Raw genomic sequence first — 18373 nt, forward strand, 5'->3', positions numbered from 1 at the left:
GTGTTTGGAACTCGAAACGCTATTAGAATGTTTCGAATTTAACACAATTTAAAAATGTTTGGAATTCGAAACATTTCATAGTATAATTCTATTGAAAATTGGAACATTTTGTAAGCAGGGGTCTCAATGGACATGTTCAAAACGCAGATACGTTCCATCCCACAACTCTCTGCTACTTTGCGTGACGCGCGAAAAGCCAGGGGCCTTACCCAGTCGCAACTCGCCAATCGAACGAATATCCCCCGTTCGTGGCTCAGCCGAATGGAAAACGGAAAAATAAAAGATCCAAGCACTCAAAAAATCTTTAGCCTTTTCCGAGAACTCGGAATTACTGCCATCCTTCAATATGCGCCCGCAGATTCTTTTTCAAAAAGCGATGCATCGAAAGAACCGAAAACTCTCAAGCCTCAAAAAAAACAATCAGACAACGCCATCCAAAAAACTGAATCCCATAACACACAGGCCGAATCTGCAATGGGAAAAGTGACGCTTTCAGAACTGGCGGCAAGAGGACAACGGAAAACCGAAGCATTCCTCGAGCAAATGGCCGAACGCACCCGAAATGAATCTAGACAAAGTTCTCGATACTATAGATATATCCGCCACTGTCAATGAGGATAATTGCGAATGGGGAAACAATGAAGACCAACGAATTACGTGTGTATCTCGAAGGAAGACCAATCGGTTCACTAAGAGAAGACAAAAACGGCAAACATAGCTTTTTATACGACAGCAATGCAGAAGGTCAATTATCCTTATCCATGCCGCCACAGCTTGAACCATGGACCGGAAAGCCTGTCGAAGCCTATATCGACGGCGTATTGCCAGACGATCGAACTATGCGCCAACGCATTGGACGACTTTATGACGTAAGTGCCAATAATCCCTTCGCTCTGCTTACCGCAATCGGACTCGATTGCGCAGGAGGCGCCCAATTCGTGTCTCCAGATAACCTTGATTTACTTGAGGAACCCGAAACACTCCGGCCAATCACCAAAAGGGGAATCGGCAAACGGCTCACCAATCTCGCAAACGATGTTCCCACAACTTGGCAAGGACCAAACGAACATTGGTCGCTGAACGGGGCACAGGGCAAAATAGCATTACGCCAAAATAATGGTGAATGGTTTGAGGCGTTGGGAGCAGCGGCAACCACACATATACTCAAGCCAGGCGTCTCGCAGCTGCACGAGCAAGCCTTCAACGAATATATTTGTATGAAAACGCTTGGAAATCTTGACATTTCCGTTTCGGAATCGGCATTCCAAAGTTTTTCCGGGACGCCAGCCATCGTAAGCACACGCTGGGATCGCAGGCAAAAGCCAGGCTCGAACGGACAAATTCATATCACAAGAATTCACCAAGAAGATCTTTGCCAAGCCATGAGCTATATGACTCGTCAAAAATATCAATCCGATGGAGGGCCAAGCGCTAACTCCATCATCGCTTTTCTACGTATCAATGCGCTCGCCGAGACTGATATCATCCAATTCACCACTGGGCTTATGCTGAACTTCCTCATCGGGGGAACAGACGCGCACGCCAAGAATTACGCCATTTTGGAACCGGTCGGCGAAGCGTCTCGGCTCGCGCCGTTCTATGACATCGCCTCGATTTTTGCCTACGACCAACGCGGCGACCGCAAAGGCGAACGCAAGATGGCCATGTCGATCGGCGGCGAATACCACTACGAGCGCATCACGCTGAAACATTGGCTCAAGCTCTGCAAAGATGCCAAACTCGACGCGGAGCTCATCGCCGGATTGCTCCGCCACTATGCCGAAATCCTGCCTGATACCTTCAACGACACCGCGAAATCCGCCCTCACCGATGTCGCCAAACTCAAGATCTCGCCGGAATCGCTCAGGACCCCCAACGGCAGCTCGGCAATCGAACGTAAAGAACTTGTCAAACGCATCGGCGCAGGCATCAGGCGCCAATGTGACATGGTGCTGAACTGGTAATGGCGCGGCGCTCATCAAAACAGGCGATTCATCCATGCTGATTCCGGCGACGCCGACCGTACCAGCCCGCTTTCACCGACGCCAACCGCATCCAGCCAACATTCTGCGACACCAACGGCATCCAGCTAACATCCTGCGACACCAACCGCACCAGCCAACATCCTGCGACACCAACCGCACCAGCCAACAAACACGGACCAAGTATCGGCAACCATCGCAAAACATGCTTAAATCGCCATCGAAATCACGACGGAGGAATCTAAGCACATTTTTGAGCGAAAATCGCGCTTGAAATGCTATCGAAACTGTAACGCAGGATTTTAAGCATATTTGGGGGCGAAATATGTGCTTAAATTCCTATTTGACGCAATCCGGCGAACATGCCAAGACCAGCAGTCCATATCAAATGTCCTGACCCTCGATATTATTTGTTAGTTAGCTAACGAATTAATTTTTGTCGGGCCAGCCATGCGCCGCCCGACTGTCGAGAAGGCAAGAAGAATATGACCGATACGTCGGACGGGCGGCCGGAGAACTACGGGCGCCTGCTGCAGCAGTCCTCGAGCGCGATGTCTCAGCAGCTCGGGCGGTTCGCGGCGCGTTACGGGCTCACCGAAGTGCAGATGTCCGTCATCAACTTCATGAGCTCACAACCGGGCGGTGAAGTAGCCCAACACGCCATCGAAGAGGAATTCCACATCCAACGATCCACCGTTACCGTCACCTTGCAACGCATGGAGGCCCGCGGATTGCTCACACGAGAACAGGCACCTGACGACGCCCGTCGCAAAACCGTAAAACTCACTCTGCGCGCCAAGCAGAGTATCGATGCCATCCACGGCTATATCGACAACGAGCAACGCGAGTTCGAGCGCCGCTTCTCCCCCGCGCAGATCGCCGAGTTCAAGGAAATGCTGGCATTTTTCGCCCGCACACGCGACGACGATCCCGGAATCGAACTAGCGCCTCCTCGGTAATCGCGATAGCGCTATTTACTCCAGATAATCATTGCCCCAACGTAAAGCCAGAATCATGCGACACCATACTTATCCATCATAAATCCGCGTAATTTGTACTTCTTGGCGCGCAAAGAGACCCATTTTTGGAAGAATTGCCTACATATCTTCCAAAATCAGCGGTCTTGGCGCACCAAGAGGCCCAAAAAATGAAGATTGAGAGCCAAATCATCAAAATTCGACCCTCTTGGCGCGCCAAGTTGTATCAAATCAGCACTTTGGGCAACAACATAACATTCAATACAAATCAAGAAAGTCACTATTTATGACATCGAATACGCAAACTACAATGCAATCAACGGCTGCCGCGCAACCACAACGGCAATCCGAGAAAATCCCGGGCAAAGTCTTCGGCGCCATCATCGCGGCCGGCCTGCTCTCGCTGAGCGGCGTGACCGTCGAAACCGCCATGAACGTCACCTTCCCGACGCTGATGAAGGAATTCGGCATCAACACCGAAACCGTGCAGTGGGTGACGACGGCCAATCTGCTCACCATCGCCATCGTCGTGCCCTTAAGCGCCATGCTCAAGGCTCGCTTCCGCACCAAGTCGCTCTTCATCGTGGCGAACCTTTCGTTCCTCGCCGGCCTCATCATCGAGATCTTCACGCCTAACTTCGCGCTGCTCGTGACCGGCCGCGTCATCCAGGGCATCGGCGCCGGCATCGCGCTGCCGCTGATGTTCAACATCATTCTCGAAACCGTTCCACCTCAGAAAATCGGCCTGATGATGGGCTTCGGCACCTTGCTCACCGCAGTGGCCCCGGCCATCGGCCCAACCTTCGGCGGCATCGTCGTCTCGAACACGAGCTGGCGCGTCATCTTCGCGTGCCTGCTGCCGGTCGTGCTCATTTCGCTCGTGCTCGGCATCGCCTGCATCCAGCAGAAGAGCAAAATCCGTGACGTCAAATTTGACATTTTGAGCATCGCCCTTATCGCCATCACCTTCGCCGGCCTCATCTTCGGATTCAGTTCCATGACCACCAAGCCGATCATCAGCCTGCAGGTGGGCGGCGCCATCGTCGTCGGCATCATCGCCCTTGTGCTCTTCTGCATGCGCCAGCTCAAGATCGACGCCCCGATCATCGACATCCGCACCTTGAAGAACCTGCGCTTCTCCGGCTTTGTCATTGCGTTCTTCCTGCTGCAGGCCATTTCGTTGAGCCTGTCGTTCGTACTGCCGAACTATCTGCAGCTGGCCGACCACTCCTCGCCGCTGATCGCCGGCCTCACCCTGCTGCCGGGCGCGGCGCTGGGTGCCGTCCTTGCGCTGCTCGGCGGTCGCGTCTATGACGCCGTCGGTCCGAAGCCGCCGCTGATCCTCGGCGGCACCTGCGCCATCATCGCGGTGTTGTGCTTCTTCATCTTCGGTCACCATCTAAGCAGCGGCGCAGCAGCCGGCATCTACCTGCTTTACATGTTCGGCATCGGCCTGAGCTCCGGCAACATCATGACCACCGGGCTCTCGCACCTGAGCACCCATCAGCAAAGCATGGGCAACGCCATCTTCAACACCGCCCAGCAGTTCGCAGGCGCGGTCGGCACCTCCATCGCCGCCGCCATCCTCGCCGCCGGTCAGGCCGCCACCTCCGATATTGCCGTGGGCACAGCGAACGGTGCGACGATGGCCTTCGGCGTGCTGCTTGTCGCCCTCGTCATTGAATTCGTTGACATCCTCCGCTCGCTGTTCTAACGCGGGAGACAACGGCTACAAGGCCATAAACAAATCGCCACGATTATCAATAATGGTTGTGATGACAATTTCTGAATTGTCATCACAACCATTATGTATTGCAAATACGGATAGCTTGATAGGATATGTTGAGTACCGGCCCCATCCGCACGATCAGAGGCTCCAGCATTCTGCCGTTTCTCAAATCACGAATCGACAAAAATCGGTAGATCCATTCTCAGAACCTGCAACATTCTGCCACTTTTGGAATCGTACCCAACTACCTTTGCTCAGTCGTTTACTGCGCAAGCGTTTCCTTGATTGTACCGACGAAGGCATCGAGATCGGCGGGCTTGCGGGACGTGATGAGTTTGAAGCCGTTGGCATCGTCGACGTGGACCTCCTCGTCGACGTACTTGCCGCCGGCATTCTGAATATCCGCGACGATATAGCGGCAAGATGTCAGCGTCTTGCCCTTCAAAAGCCCGGAGTTGACCAGCAGCCATGGGGCGTGGCAGATCGCCGCAATCGGCTTGCCTGCTGCAGCGAAGTCCTTGGCAAGCGTTTGCGCCACCGGATCGATGCGCAACCGATCGACGTTGCAGGTGCCGCCGGGCACAACGAGCATATCGAAGTCATCGGCGGAAACCTCGGAATAGACGGTGTCCGGCTCGACGATCTCACCGACATAGCGGTCGTGCCGCACGGTTTCAACCGGCTTGGGCTCGTCCGCCGCCAACGTCACCTGCGCGCCCGCAGCCCGCAATTCGCGCAGCGGCCGTGTCATCTCGGTCTCCTCGATGCCCCAGTTGCGTACGATAATCAGCACCTTTTTATCACTCAACGATGTAGCCATAATCCTGTCTCCTTACCATTCGGTTATCAACGTTATCAAACACCTTCATTGTATATAACGGAAGCGGAAACCGGGGACTTGCAAACCCGTAAAACCATTATCTTGCACACATTGGGCGTTTACTTGCCGCATGTGATGCGGTAGAGCGCCCAGTCTTTGGCATAGTCGCCTTCGGAGCTGAAATCCTTGACCTTGACGAGCGTGCCGTTTTTCACGTAGCCGTCGATCAGATCCTGACGATGGAAGGTGTCGTACTGCTGGCGGAATGTGAACATCTGCAGACTCGGCGCCTGCGGGCCCATGGAAAGGAAGTATTTGGGAACATCACCATCGATCGGGCAGGTCGTCGCACTGAGTTTGGCCGGATCGCCGGAATCGAACGCCGATTCGGTAGCCGGGAAAATAGCACCATTCTTTTCACGCATCGCGTTGTAAATCGGATACAACATATTCGCATCGAACATCGCCGAACCGTACATGGAACCGTTGAGCGGGTCGGAAATGATCACCGAAGCGTTACCGGTCATCTTGACGGTCTGTTTCAGGACGTCATATTTGGCACGGTTGAGCTCTCCGTTTTCGGGCTTGCCGTCCAAGGTCGAGTTGTTCGCCAGCGACGCACTCATCTGGTTGCGCGTCGTATTACCGAACTGGCAGGAAATCGCAAGCGCAGCCAGTACGAGAACCGCAATCAACTTACCCAGATTGACGCTGACCCTTTGCGAAACGTCTCCGGCCCTCGCACCATCCGCTACCGGCTCCTCCGTCATCACCGCAACAGCACAGGCTGCGAATACCAGCAACGGAATACTGGCCAACGGGATCATCGTCAGCGGCCGCGTTTCGGCGCGGTACCACGCGCCGGCCACGATGTTCGGGAACCAGCCGGTCAGCGAGGTCGAGCAGACATACACCAGACACACCAGCGCAAACGCAAGAACCAATGACACCGCATCCTTGGCCATCGACGTTGTCGGCGTGACAAACCGAGAAGCCGGCCTGTCGGCGTCATACCTGTCAATATCGTATACACCCTTGGAATCGTAAGAATCTCCGGAATCTGCAATCACGGGTGACGCAACCCCGCTTTCTGGCGCAACCCCGCTTTCGGTATCGGAACGGGTGCCAGCGGACGCGTTGCCCTCCGCAGCGATGCCATGCCGAACTTTTGCCGCCGAACGTTTATCGAACTTTACGACCACCAGCCTGGACCTGAAAAACGCAATGACCACAACAATGGCGGCCACCAATGCGGCAATGACCATGGCAGCCATGAACCAGCCCGCAGCACCGCCGATATTGTCGGTGAAGAAGACCCGCAGCGCATCCGGCACACTGCGATTGGGCACGTAGGTATGGAACCAGCTGGACGGATCGAGGTAACGGGACGAATGGTAATGTCCGATCATGTAGAAGAAGAACGCGACGGCACAGATCACGACAGCCACGAAAGCGCCCAGAATCAGTTTCCACGGCAGCCGCAGCAACATGAACGGGGCCATCAGCAGCAGCCAGGTGAAGGCGATGCGCGGGTGCGCGAAAACGCAAAGCACGCCGAGTAACACCGCGGCAGTGAGCCAGCGCGAAATCTGGAAACGGGCGGCGATGGCGTCGAACAAGCGCAACGTCGCGTAAAGCCAATATGGCAGAAGCGTGGTGGCCAGACCGAACGCGATCAGTGGGCCTGAAAGCAGCATCTGGAACGGATGGCTGGCCGACGCGACGGCAAGCAGCGGCACAATCAGCATCATCGCACACGAGAACGGACGCCACGACGCCGCCAGCAAACCCATTATCGCCGGCCAAAGCCGCTTCTCGTTGATCGGCGGGAAGGAAGCGGCGGCATTGGCACCGGCACCGCCACCTGCGCGCGACTGCGAATCCTTCAATGAGGACTCGCCCGCATTTTTCAGCGAACCGCGGGAAGCATAGGAACGCGAAAAACGGCTTTCCCACCGATCGGCGAATTCCCCATCGACCTTGCGCGTCCAATAGCTGGCCCACAGCGATACGCCCGCCGGCCAGACAAGCCCTGACGTCACCAGCCAGACGAGATTGAATGCGGTATAGATATTGACCTTGATGCCCAATGCCTGGCCCGTGGAAATGATGACTGCGGCAATGATATGAAACATCGGCGGGTAATAAGCGTCATTGGGCCATAGCCTGGTCGCGGCCCCTATCCCCTCACGCAACAGCTTGCGAATGAAATAGTAGTGGGCCGGCGCATCGATCTCCTGCAACGGCAGGTTCCACGCATCCCAGGTCTTGGGGAACCATGACAGAACGATGCCGAACGCCACGAGCACGCCAAGTACCGAACAAACCGGCAGCGCCGCACTATCTATACGCTGTTTCCATTTCGCATTCATTATCCGTTATCCTACCTGCTGCCTGTATCAAGCGAAATTCTCAGGAAACTCTCAACATTTCCGGAGGTTTTGTTCGTCTCCTTCAAGTTCAGGCACATATACTTAGGTCTGTTGCCTATGCTGCGGCCTAGCATCGAAAAGGTGCAAGCCTGAAATGGCGGGAACACGTGGTGTCTGTATGTCACGCTTGGCGCGAAAGCCCCAAGCGTCGTGGCTATAGGCCTTGAACGCAGGAGAAATAGATGTTCGTGCTTACCAATGCTGGGTCTACGGTGATACGTCATAAATGGCGGAGCCTCATGATGCTGTTGGTTTCTGCAATCATGATATTCGGCGTCGTCTTCGCCACCGCCGTGTCAAGCGCCAGCGACAAGGCGCACGGCGAAACCTACAAGGCCCAAGCGCCGGTCGCGGTCATCCGACCCACGGCGGCAATGGAGAAGACCATCAAAGGCGACGACGTCTCCAGCGTGAAAAAGTACATGTCCTTCGACGAATACGGCGGCTACGCGATGTCGATGCAGCAGATCGGCGTGCAGGACCCGCAATTCTCGATCAGCGTTTCGATGCCGATGCGTCAGACCGGCTCACTCAAGGCCATCGCGGGCAAAAGCGACGAAAACAGCACGAAAACAGGCGGCGAGACCACACTGTTCAGCTTCTACGACAAAAACTCCGTAGTGATCAATCCGTGGGGAAGCTTCAAGATCACCCAAGGAAAATCCCTGGACTACCAAGGCAAAGACGGCAAGGACGTCGTGGTCTCCCAAGCCTTCGCCCGCAAAAACAACCTGCAGGTGGGCAGCACCTTCAAGCTCGGTAATCCCACGACCGCAGACACCTATGAATTCAAGGTTCGCGGCATCTACACCTACACCGATCCGGCGCCCGCGGGCCACGGAAGCGACGCCAGGCTTGCCAAAGACAACCGCGACAACGCCATCTACACCGAACCCGCCGCCCTTACGGTCAACAATCTGTTGAGCGAAAATCCGGAAGGCTGGCTCAATCCCCGTTTCGATGTCGGGTTCAAGCTCGACAGCGTCGACCAGTACAAGACGTTCGTGCAAACAGTCAAGTCCATGAAGCTTCCGAAGGGCTACGCGATCAGCTCGCCGACGCTCGACCAATACAACGCCACGCTGAAGCCCTTGGATTCTCTGAACGCCATAATGAGCAAGGTGCGCATCGGGCTCTACGCCGGCGGCGGGGTCATTCTGCTGCTGTTGGTAGCCCTTGCTCTACGCAAGCGCCGTGACGAAATCGCCATGGATATGGTCATTGGTGTCACACGCGCCCGCATCGGCTGGCAATTCTCCTTGGAAACACTGATACCTACTGTTCCCGGGCTGTTGATCGGCGGAATCGCCGGGGCCTTGTGCGCCAAGCCTTTGGGAGGCGCACTGGCCAAAGGATTCGCAACCCCTGCGGTCTCGGCCTGCTGGATGCCGATGTGGTATTCGATCGCCATTGTGGCGGCATTGGCCGTCATCGTGTTCTTCCGGGCTATTTTTGCAGGGACGTCACACCTCTTCGATACCCGTGACGTAACCGGTAACGCAACGCAATCGACCAACGCGGAAGTGAGTGCGCAAACCGTTGAAAACACGGAGAACGACACGAACGCCAATACCGACGAGCAAAACAGCAAAGACAGCAATACCAACGACGACAACGCATCCGAAGACGACACGGAGGCTCAGGCATGAGCAAGAACACCGATTCGAAAGACGAAGCCATGAACAACGATCCAGACAATATGGATGACAACGCGACGGACACTTCGGCAGATGCCTCGGCGGTCCAGTATGACGTGGTCTTTGACGATGACGAGAACGCCCTCGATCTTGGCGCCTTGGCAACTGCTGGTCAGATCGACGATGCCGTAAGCAATGATGACACCGATGATGCCGATAGCGACGGCAACGGCGGCGACAACAATGCCGGCAACGAAGACAAATCCGAAAATCCTGCCGAAACGAAAAAAGAACGCAATACAAAAAAATCGAATTCGGCAGCCAGCAAGGCAAGCGGAAACAAGACCGATCATACGGCCAAGCGGACTTCGTCAGCAAAAAAGAGCAACACTTCCGAAGCCGAACCCAAAGAGCCAAACAGCGAAGACACATCAGAGGCTGACAAGGAAACCGACGGCGACAAGGCGACCCCGGACAACGTAGCGACCTCGAACGCGCAACACGTCAACGAAACGATCGGGCTTGCCGCGCCGGAAGAGGACGAACTGATCGCCCACGAGGCGAAATCGGCTGCCGTCGAGCCAGCCACCGCGGTTTCAACGCGCCTCGACAAAGAAACCATCACTGAAGCCGACATCCTGCTCAAGCCAAACCCAACCTTTGCGCTCGACCACGTCACCTTGACCAACCGCAAAACGGGACGAAACGTACTGGATAATATCGACTGGGGATTCTTTGCCGGTTCGCTGTATGCCATCACCGGGGCCGACGACGAACAACGTCGCGCTCTGCTAGCGGTGGCTTCAGGCTTCTACCGCGCGGATAGCGGCCAGGTCATGGTGAAAAGCCAGAGCCTTTTGGAGCTTGAGACCAATGAGATCCGTGGCCATCGCATTGGTCTGATCACGCAGCGTTACAGCCTGCGCGATGACCTTGACGCGCTGACCAATCTGACGTTCACCATGCGCGCATCCGGTCGCACATTCCTCAAGCCGATTCCCGAAGCGGCACGCGATATTCTCAAATACGTCGATTTCGATGAGGCCGCCACTGGCGTCAAGGTGCCGGAATTAAAACCGGTAAACCAACGCCGTCTGGCCATCGCGCGCGCCATCTGCTGCGAGGCAACAGTTGTTCTTGCCGATGACCCATTGGGCGGGCTTGACACGAGCGACCGCAGCATCATCCTCGATTTGCTTGCGCGCATCGCCCATACGCAGGATCCGAAGCGCTGTGTCATCGTTCTGGTTCCGGGCTTCGGGGCCGAAACCAGCCAAAACGACAGCGTAGGTACCGGCGAAAACGATGATGCCGAAGTCGAACCAACTGCCGAAGCCATTGGCAACAGCGGCCGCGGAACGGCAAAAACCGAAGCCGAAACAATTGAAGATTCAGATGAATACAGCGACGCAACCGATTACGAGGTCAAGGCCGATAAGATCTACTCGTTCTGACTGCCACTCATACAGACTCATCACTTCTTGAATGAAAAGCTTGCGTTTAAGGATTTAAGCGCAAGGTCAAGCCATTTTCATGCTTACAATGCTGAGTTGCAAAGGAGGTTTAAGCACAAAAACAACTGATTCTGTGCTTAAACCGCATTCTACCAGTCGCAGAAGGAATTTATTCGCGATTCCCGATCCCGATCTGCATGGAGATGACTTCCTGTTGACGCCTCGAGATTCTGTTGCTGCGACCAAAAGCATGTATAACCGTGCTTTTCGTCGCGATTTATTTGTCATTGCGACCAAAAGCACGAAAAACAGCCCGATTCTATGCTTTTCGTCGCAGTAAGGTAGCTGCCGGCTACTCGTCCAGCTTCATGCCGAATTGTTTGGCGAGCGCAGGAATGTCGGGCACACCGTACTTCTTGACGAGATCAAGCCACTGTTGCTCATTGCCGGCGCCGAAGCGACGGGCCTTGCGAGCGTAAGCCTCGGCCGTGAGGAAGCGCGGCGGAATGGATTTGCTGTTGTATTTATCGGCCACCATCACCACTTCCTGCTCCAGGTTCATCGGCACATAGTCGGCCGGCGGGAGCGGCAACCCCTGCGCCACGACCTGCTCGCGGGTAAGTCCCACTCCGGTATGGTTGCGCGCGAATTGCGCGATGGACTCGTCAACACCCTGCGAAAGCAGCCAGTCGTAGCCACGCAGCCCATGCAGAATGTAGTTCGGCCCGTCGAATTGCAGCTTTTCACCGTCCGATCCGTCATGTTTCAGAACGAGGTAGGTGCCAATATCGTGAAGCATGGCCCCCACCACGGCAAGGTTCTCGTCAAGCAGACGCGGAGGCACCATGCCTCCACGCACGCCGTCGATGGGCGGAACCGTCGCCTCGATGAGGTTGATGGGGGCGGAACCGTTGTGTTTCTGCGCCAACGTGGCCGGCGTGACATGCGCATCGGCAGCGGAATTTGTTGCATTCGCGCTGCCGGCAACGGCGTCACTTGTATTTCGAGCACTGTCACCATCGGCACCATGGTTTCCTCGGAATCGTTCATCGCCACCATTGTTCGAACCTGTGGCACCACCACCTTCAGCAGCGAGCCCAAAACCGTTTGCTTCGGCAGTTGCGTTGCCGGAATCGTCATTCCCGTACTTTCCGGTGAGTTCGGGAGCGTCCTTCGGCAGCGTGCAACGGCGGACGAACAGCGCGTTTTGCCGGCGAACCAACTGACGGGTGATCGTGGCGATGATGACGCAATGGGTATGGATAAGATCGTAGGCGGCCTTGGATGGTGCGATCTTATGATGCAGCTCTTCGGCTTGGGCAAGTGTAGGGATATATCCGGTCATGGCCTCCATTGTATTCAGTCTTGCTCACTTCGGAATCTGAGAAAATCTATTCCAACGCAAAAGCCTGATTCCGGCCACTGCCGCATGGCGGGAATCAGGCTTTCACACGAGTAACCGTTTACTGGACCGAACTAACGACGATGTGGCGCTCTCCGCTGACTATTGGATAAAGGCTCGAGACACAACACACGAAAAAGAGCCCGCACCCCTGGAACAACCCATCTGGCACCGGTTACGCAGAGCAGAAATTCGGGGGCAGTACATCACATCTCAGCGTGCCCCCCCCCAAAAAAAAGTTGACGTGCCCGTTGCCGGTCACCATGCAGAAGCTCAGGAAACTACATACCGACATATTTCGCGGCGTACAGCACAAACCTGGCATCTATCACTCAACGCGTTGCGGCACCAAGGTCAGATTGAAGGTGAACTCGGTGGGGTCAAGACGGTAGCGCTTGGCCAAAGCCGGTCCACAGCTGTTGGAACCGACGCCGCTTTGCGCGTAATCGAAACAGACCACATTGGACGGGCAACGCTCGAGTTCATGGCGATGGCCTTTTGCGGTCATCTCCTCCTGCGTATACGGCAACGCCTGGAAGGAGAACGGTTGCGGGGAGGCTGCGGCAAGCGTGACATTCCCGTCGCCGACGGAGGCGTAGTCACAGCCATAATGCGAACCGTTTTCCTGCGGTTTGATATACGGCTCGACCATCGCCTCGGGGGTGGAAAGGTAAAGGCCGTATGCACTGGAACGATGCTTGTCAAGGTAGCTTTCGTTGGGACCGTATCCGCAATAAGCAACCTGATTCATGGCTTTCGGGGTAAACAGCCGAAGGCCGAAACGCGGCAGGAACGGGAAGATGGGATCGCGCTGGGCTTTGAGGCTTACATTGATGCTGCCGTCACAACGTATCGTCCACGTGGCATCCACGCGCAACACCGGCTGCCGGGATGGCGAGGCGATGGCGATACGGCTGGAAATCCGAACGCCATTGCACTTCCTGCTCATGGAACCGCTTACGTTACCCTGGCCGTTGCCATTTCCAGTGGCTTCGGCACCAATTTCATTTGCACTTGTGTTGCTTTCGACGGATTTATCCGCATCCCCCGGCAAACATATCAAACGCTCCACGCGCATGTCCTGGGCGCGAGACGAGGCATGGTCGTAACGGGCATCCTGCCATTCACGACGAATGTTGATGTCATTGTCGGTGGGTGCTCGCCAGATGTTGAATTCCATCGGGACATCGATAAGCTGCCGATTGGCAAAGGTCAACGAGGAAAACGTGCCGGTACGTTTGTCATACACATAACGCCATTGCGAACCTGAAATGACAACGTCACGAGAGGTCTCACCGATGCTTATGGAACTTGGCACGTCTGCACTGATCGAGGCACGCGAATCGACCATGCCGTTCCTTTCGGCAGCGCCCCTTGACGCTGCTGAATCTGAAGCGGAAATCACACCTTCGGAATCGCAGCCATTCGCCGAACGAGAATCCGAAAGCCCCGCAGACATGCCCGAAACCATTTCCACAGGCGTTTCCGCGCCGATATCTCCGCTTTCCAGCAGTTTCACGGCATCCTGGTTGCGGCCGTCGGCATTCCTGAGCGCAACCTCGTCGAACCCGAGCGGGAAACCTGCGGACAGCATGGCACCGGCCGAACGCAAGGCATAACGAATCTGCAAGGTGGCCTTGCCCTTCGCCGGCACTTCGACGCCTTTAAGCTTGACCACACCTTGTTGGTGTGGCGCGATACGTAAGGCGGAATCGTCGGCAGCGATTACACCTTCGCCCAGCGTTTTCCCGTCAACTAGCAGCCGCCACGTAACCGTAAACGCATCGGCGTTCAGGAAGTCCATATAGTTGCGCAACGTCAACGCGCCGCTGTTCTCGTCATAACCCACAACCCGCAGCGGGCGGAAGACGTTCTTGAATTCCTTCAGTCCGATATGTGGAGTTCTATCGGGGTAGACCAAGCCGTCCATGCAGAAGTTGCCGTCGTCAGGATATTCGCCGTTGTCGCCGCCATAGGAATAGATGGTCCGCCCATCGATCGTATAGCCGCGGTCAATGGCATGGTCGCACCACTCCCAGATGAAGCCGCCGGCGAATCCCGGATAGTCTTCACAGGCATCGAAATAATCCTCCAAGTCACCCGGACCGTTGCCCATCGCATGGCAGTACTCGCAAAGCACGTAAGGCCGCACAGCGTGGTCATCCCCTTTGCCGTAGGCTCCGTCGTGCCCGTCCTTCCCGGCACCACGAGAAGCCTTGACAAAGTATTCGCGGATCTCGTCAATGCTGGGGTACATGCGGCTGTACAGATCGAGATTGCTGTAGTCAAAAACCTTGCCATCGGCGGGGTGGAAAGCGCTTTCGTAATGGGTAAGCCGCGAGTCGTCAAAGCCCTTCGTCCATGCCAGCGCCCGTTCGAACCCTCGCCCGTAACCGGCTTCGTTGCCCATCGACCAGACCACGACGCAGGCGTGGTTCTTGTCGCGTTCGACACTGCGCTCAACGCGGTCGAGGATGGAAGGGAACCATTGCGGATTGTCGTTGATCTCGCCATGCCAGTTAAATTGCGGTTCCCCGTCGCCATAACCGTATTGCATTTCCACGCCGTGGCTTTCGATATCGGCTTCGGCGATGACGTAGAATCCGAGTTCGTCGCACATCGTGGTGAATTCAGGAATGTTGGGATAGTGGCTGGTGCGGATGGCGTTGACATTGTGCTCTTTCATCAGCCGCAGGTCAGTGAGCATGTCCTCGCGAGTCACCGTGAAACCGGTTACGGGATTGGAATCATGGCGGTTGACGCCGTGAAGTTTCACCGGCGATCCATTGATTTCGAAGACGCCGTCGCGTACGTTCACCTCGCGGATACCGACACGGTCGGTGATGGCCTCGCCACAGCCAGGTTTGCCAGGTTCGCCAGGTTCGCCGCTTTCGAAAACGAGGGTATAAAGATACGGTTCCTCGGCGTTCCACAGCTGCGGATTGTCGATATGGAACTCGACTGAAGCCTGTGTATGGAAATTCTCAGCACTCCCGGAGTTCATCACGTCATCGGCGGCACCGACAATCGGGTAACCGGTTTCGTTTGCCCCGTCAACAGGATGCGAGACCGCCGTCGCAACCTTGTGACCTTGCGTGTCGAACAACGTAACCGTTACCGGTACCACCGCCGCGTCAAGAAAATCGAAGTCCACCGTAACGTCGGCGCTGCGATGGTCGGACGCCAAGCTCGTATGGGTAAAGAAATCGCGGATTCCGGCCTGCGGGCGACGCAACAGATAGACGCTGCGGAATATGCCGCTCATACGGAACTTGTCCTGATCCTCCAGATAACTGCCGTCGCACCATTTGAGCACAAGGACCGCGATAGTGTTTTCGCCTTCGCGCAACACCTTGCTCACCTCGAACTCGCTGGTGGAATGCGAGACCTGGCTGTAGCCGACAAACGTGCCATTGATCCAGACATAGAAGCAGGAATCCACGCCCTCGAAATCGAGGAATGCACGCGGCGCATCGGGGTCGGCGTGGTAGTCGAACGAGCGAACATAAACGCCACAGGGATTGTCTTCGGGAACGTGCGGGGGATCGAACGGGAATGGATACTGCGCGTTGACGTATTGCTGCCTGCCATGGCCTTCGCATTCCCAGGTCGAAGGCACCGGGATGCTCCCGAACGCACCGGCGCCGAGGTCCTGCGCAGGGTCGAACCCTTCATCGAAAAACCTCGTTCGGCCGGCCTCTGCGTCCTCATCCAAATCGTAGATGCTCCGGTAGTAGCGGAACGACCATGTTCCGTCAAGCAAACATACCCGGTCGGAACGATCGAGAGGGCTTTGGCGAATATCGCCGAAACAGGCCGAATCAGCAAGCGCCTCCCCATCGTTGCTCACCGTCCGCGAGCGCGGCACGAAATAGGATCGGTTCGGCATTGTCCCCGCATGCAGCACCGAACAGTTTTTATAGTAATCAGCAATAAACATCAGTGTCATACCTTTACATTCCAATTGGTTCCGGCCATGCCCATGGCCATACGTCTGTTTGGACGGCGGCCGAGGCCGGTTCCGCCGTCACGCTTGTACCCCATCACCCTTCGGCTCCTGACGACCGTCCATTGTTCTATAGCTATTTATACAAATAATATGCAAACAACTATCCCTTCATAATTTATCGTGAAACTCTGACCAGAATATGCGCACGGCTCAACCAAACGAATCGTTGGAAATTCGGCATACAAACAGGCTGAAAACAGCCCGAACCGTTAATTTCCCTTCTCGCGCAGGGACAGGCCTATCAGTTTCCCCACACCACCGACTCAACATGCTCCACGCGCAAAGACACCGCCGAACCAAACCGGTTTCCACTTCAGACAAAGGCAAATAGCCAATTGGGCTTCGCTTTACAACATCGTCTCATACCCTCATCAACACGTCACTTCACGTGAATGGCCGTCCACGAAACCGCGGGAAGGGTGATCTTGACCATGCCGGATTTCGGGAAGATGGTGACGGTTTTGTTGTCCTGCGGGGTGACGCGGTTCTGATCGTTGCGGGTGTTCCTGGCGTTGATGTCATCGTCGTGCAGGGTGAGCGCCTGAACATCCAGATTCGGGTTGTCGCGCATTTCCGCAGGAAGTCGAACCTCGAATTTCGCCGGTTCGCTAAGAGAACGATTGACCACGAAAACAGACACCGAACCATCGGCGCCACGCACCGCGACGGCATTGACTCCATCGACCTCACCGAATTTCGGCGTACGAACCTGCGTCGAGCTGAGCTTCGGTTCGATCACCGTACCGCCTTTCGCCAACCTTGCCGTAATCGAGAACGGATAGAATATGGTTTGCCTCCAAGCCGGGCCGCCGGGCTCGGTCATGATCGGCGCGATAACGTTGACGAGCTGCGCGAGGCTCGCGGCGTGCACGCGGTCGGCGTTCTTCAAAAGGGTGATCATCAGATCGCCGACCACCACGGCATCCGCCACCGAATAGACGTCCTCCAACAGGTGCGGTGCCACCGGCCAGTTGCCGATGCCTTCGGGAAGTTTGCTTGGCTCCTGGCCTGCGTACCAGACGTTCCATTCATCGAAGGAGATGAAAACGTCGTGCTTGCTCTTGAGCCTCGCCTTGGTGGCGTCGATGGATGCGGCGACATCGCGGATGAACCCGTCCATATCCACGCCGGAGGCGAGGAAGCTGGCCATATCACCATCGAAAGGCTGGTAATAGGCATGGCAGGAAACGAAATCGACCAGATCGTAGGCCTTGCCCAGCACGGTCTGTTCCCATTCACCGAATGTCGACATGGCATGGGATGAGGAACCGCAGACCACCAATTGAAGATCGGAGTCCATCTGACGCATGCCGGCGGCTACGGAACGGGCCAGCGTGCCGTAGTCCTCGGCGGATTTGTGGCCGAGCTGCCACGGACCGTCCATCTCGTTGCCGAGGCACCACATACGGATGTCAAAGGGCTTGTCGGCGCCGTTGGCGCGACGCTTTTCCGAAAGTTCCGTACCGCCCGGAATGTTGGCATACTCAAGCAGATCCATCGCATCCTCAAGGCCGCGGGTGCCGAGGTTCACGGCCTCCATCAGCTCATTGTCGCCGACTTTGTCAATCCACTTGGCCATCTCGTGCAGGCCGAACTGGTTGGTTTCGGTGCAATGCCAAGCCATATCAAGCCGCCGCGGACGCTGGTCTTTCGGACCGACGCCATCCTCCCACCGGTATCCTGAAACGAAATTGCCGCCCGGATAACGAACCGTGGTCACTCCCAGTTCACGCACCAGATCGATGACATCCCCACGGAACCCATCGGCATCGGCCGTGGGATGGCCAGGCTCATAGATTCCGGTATACACGCAACGGCCAAGATGCTCGACGAACGAACCGAACAGCCGCTTATCGACTTTCGCCACTTCAAAATCATTATCGACGATCAACTGTGCCGCATTGGCGGATGACGTCTGGGCCATTTCAATT

General features: G+C 55.9%; 11 protein-coding genes. 6 read left to right on the forward strand and 5 right to left on the reverse strand.

The genetic code is table 11. The features are described 5' to 3' along the window. Window positions 1–126: 126 nt before the first annotated feature. The 4 genes from PT275_RS06710 (at window position 127) to PT275_RS06725 (ending at window position 4673) form a co-directional block, all read left to right on the forward strand. Window positions 127–615: a helix-turn-helix transcriptional regulator gene (locus tag PT275_RS06710; protein WP_277153520.1), complete on the forward strand. Its 489-nt coding sequence runs from the start codon at window positions 127–129 to the stop codon at window positions 613–615. Between the two features lie 23 nt (window positions 616–638). Further along, window positions 639–1964, forward strand: a complete 1326-nt coding sequence (locus PT275_RS06715; RefSeq protein ID WP_277153521.1) for a type II toxin-antitoxin system HipA family toxin — start codon at window positions 639–641, stop codon at window positions 1962–1964. 503 nt (window positions 1965–2467) lie between these two features. After that, complete coding sequence (locus PT275_RS06720) at window positions 2468–2941, forward strand: MarR family winged helix-turn-helix transcriptional regulator (RefSeq protein WP_277153522.1); 474 nt, start codon at window positions 2468–2470, stop codon at window positions 2939–2941. 328 nt (window positions 2942–3269) lie between these two features. Next, window positions 3270–4673: an MFS transporter gene (locus PT275_RS06725; protein WP_277153523.1), complete on the forward strand. Its 1404-nt coding sequence runs from the start codon at window positions 3270–3272 to the stop codon at window positions 4671–4673. A 277-nt stretch (window positions 4674–4950) separates the two neighbouring features. Here the strand turns inward: PT275_RS06725 and PT275_RS06730 are convergent, their stop codons facing one another. Both PT275_RS06730 and PT275_RS06735 read right to left on the reverse strand, forming a co-directional pair. Beyond that, window positions 4951–5508: a type 1 glutamine amidotransferase domain-containing protein gene (locus tag PT275_RS06730; protein ID WP_277153524.1), complete on the reverse strand. Its 558-nt coding sequence runs from the start codon at window positions 5506–5508 to the stop codon at window positions 4951–4953. A 119-nt stretch (window positions 5509–5627) separates the two neighbouring features. Next, window positions 5628–7880, reverse strand: coding sequence for a DUF6541 family protein (locus PT275_RS06735; RefSeq protein WP_277153525.1), 2253 nt, complete (start codon window positions 7878–7880; stop codon window positions 5628–5630). 242 nt (window positions 7881–8122) lie between these two features. On the opposite strand from PT275_RS06735, the gene PT275_RS06740 reads away from it, so the two are divergent. Beyond that, on the forward strand, window positions 8123–9589 hold the full coding sequence (locus PT275_RS06740; RefSeq protein ID WP_277153526.1) for an ABC transporter permease: 1467 nt from the start codon (window positions 8123–8125) through the stop codon (window positions 9587–9589). Then, complete coding sequence (locus tag PT275_RS06745) at window positions 9586–11031, forward strand: ATP-binding cassette domain-containing protein (protein WP_277153527.1); 1446 nt, start codon at window positions 9586–9588, stop codon at window positions 11029–11031. Before PT275_RS06740 ends, PT275_RS06745 begins: the two co-directional genes overlap by 4 nt. 352 nt (window positions 11032–11383) lie before the next feature. Here the strand turns inward: PT275_RS06745 and PT275_RS06750 are convergent, their stop codons facing one another. The 3 genes from PT275_RS06750 to PT275_RS06760 all read right to left on the reverse strand — a co-directional run bounded on the left by PT275_RS06750 (window position 11384) and on the right by PT275_RS06760 (window position 18366). Beyond that, a complete protein-coding gene (locus PT275_RS06750) occupies window positions 11384–12376 on the reverse strand; it encodes an HD domain-containing protein (protein ID WP_277153528.1) in 993 nt (330 codons plus the stop codon). A gap of 385 nt (window positions 12377–12761) precedes the next feature. After that, complete coding sequence (locus PT275_RS06755) at window positions 12762–16382, reverse strand: glycoside hydrolase family 2 TIM barrel-domain containing protein (protein WP_277153529.1); 3621 nt, start codon at window positions 16380–16382, stop codon at window positions 12762–12764. A gap of 439 nt (window positions 16383–16821) precedes the next feature. Continuing rightward, the gene (locus tag PT275_RS06760) at window positions 16822–18366 is read right to left on the reverse strand and encodes an alpha-L-arabinofuranosidase C-terminal domain-containing protein (RefSeq protein ID WP_277153530.1); all 1545 of its coding nucleotides are present in this window, start codon (window positions 18364–18366) and stop codon (window positions 16822–16824) included. Between the last annotated feature and the right edge of the window lie 7 nt (window positions 18367–18373).

The organism is Bifidobacterium sp. ESL0745, from assembly GCF_029433335.1.
Classification (GTDB): domain Bacteria; phylum Actinomycetota; class Actinomycetes; order Actinomycetales; family Bifidobacteriaceae; genus Bifidobacterium.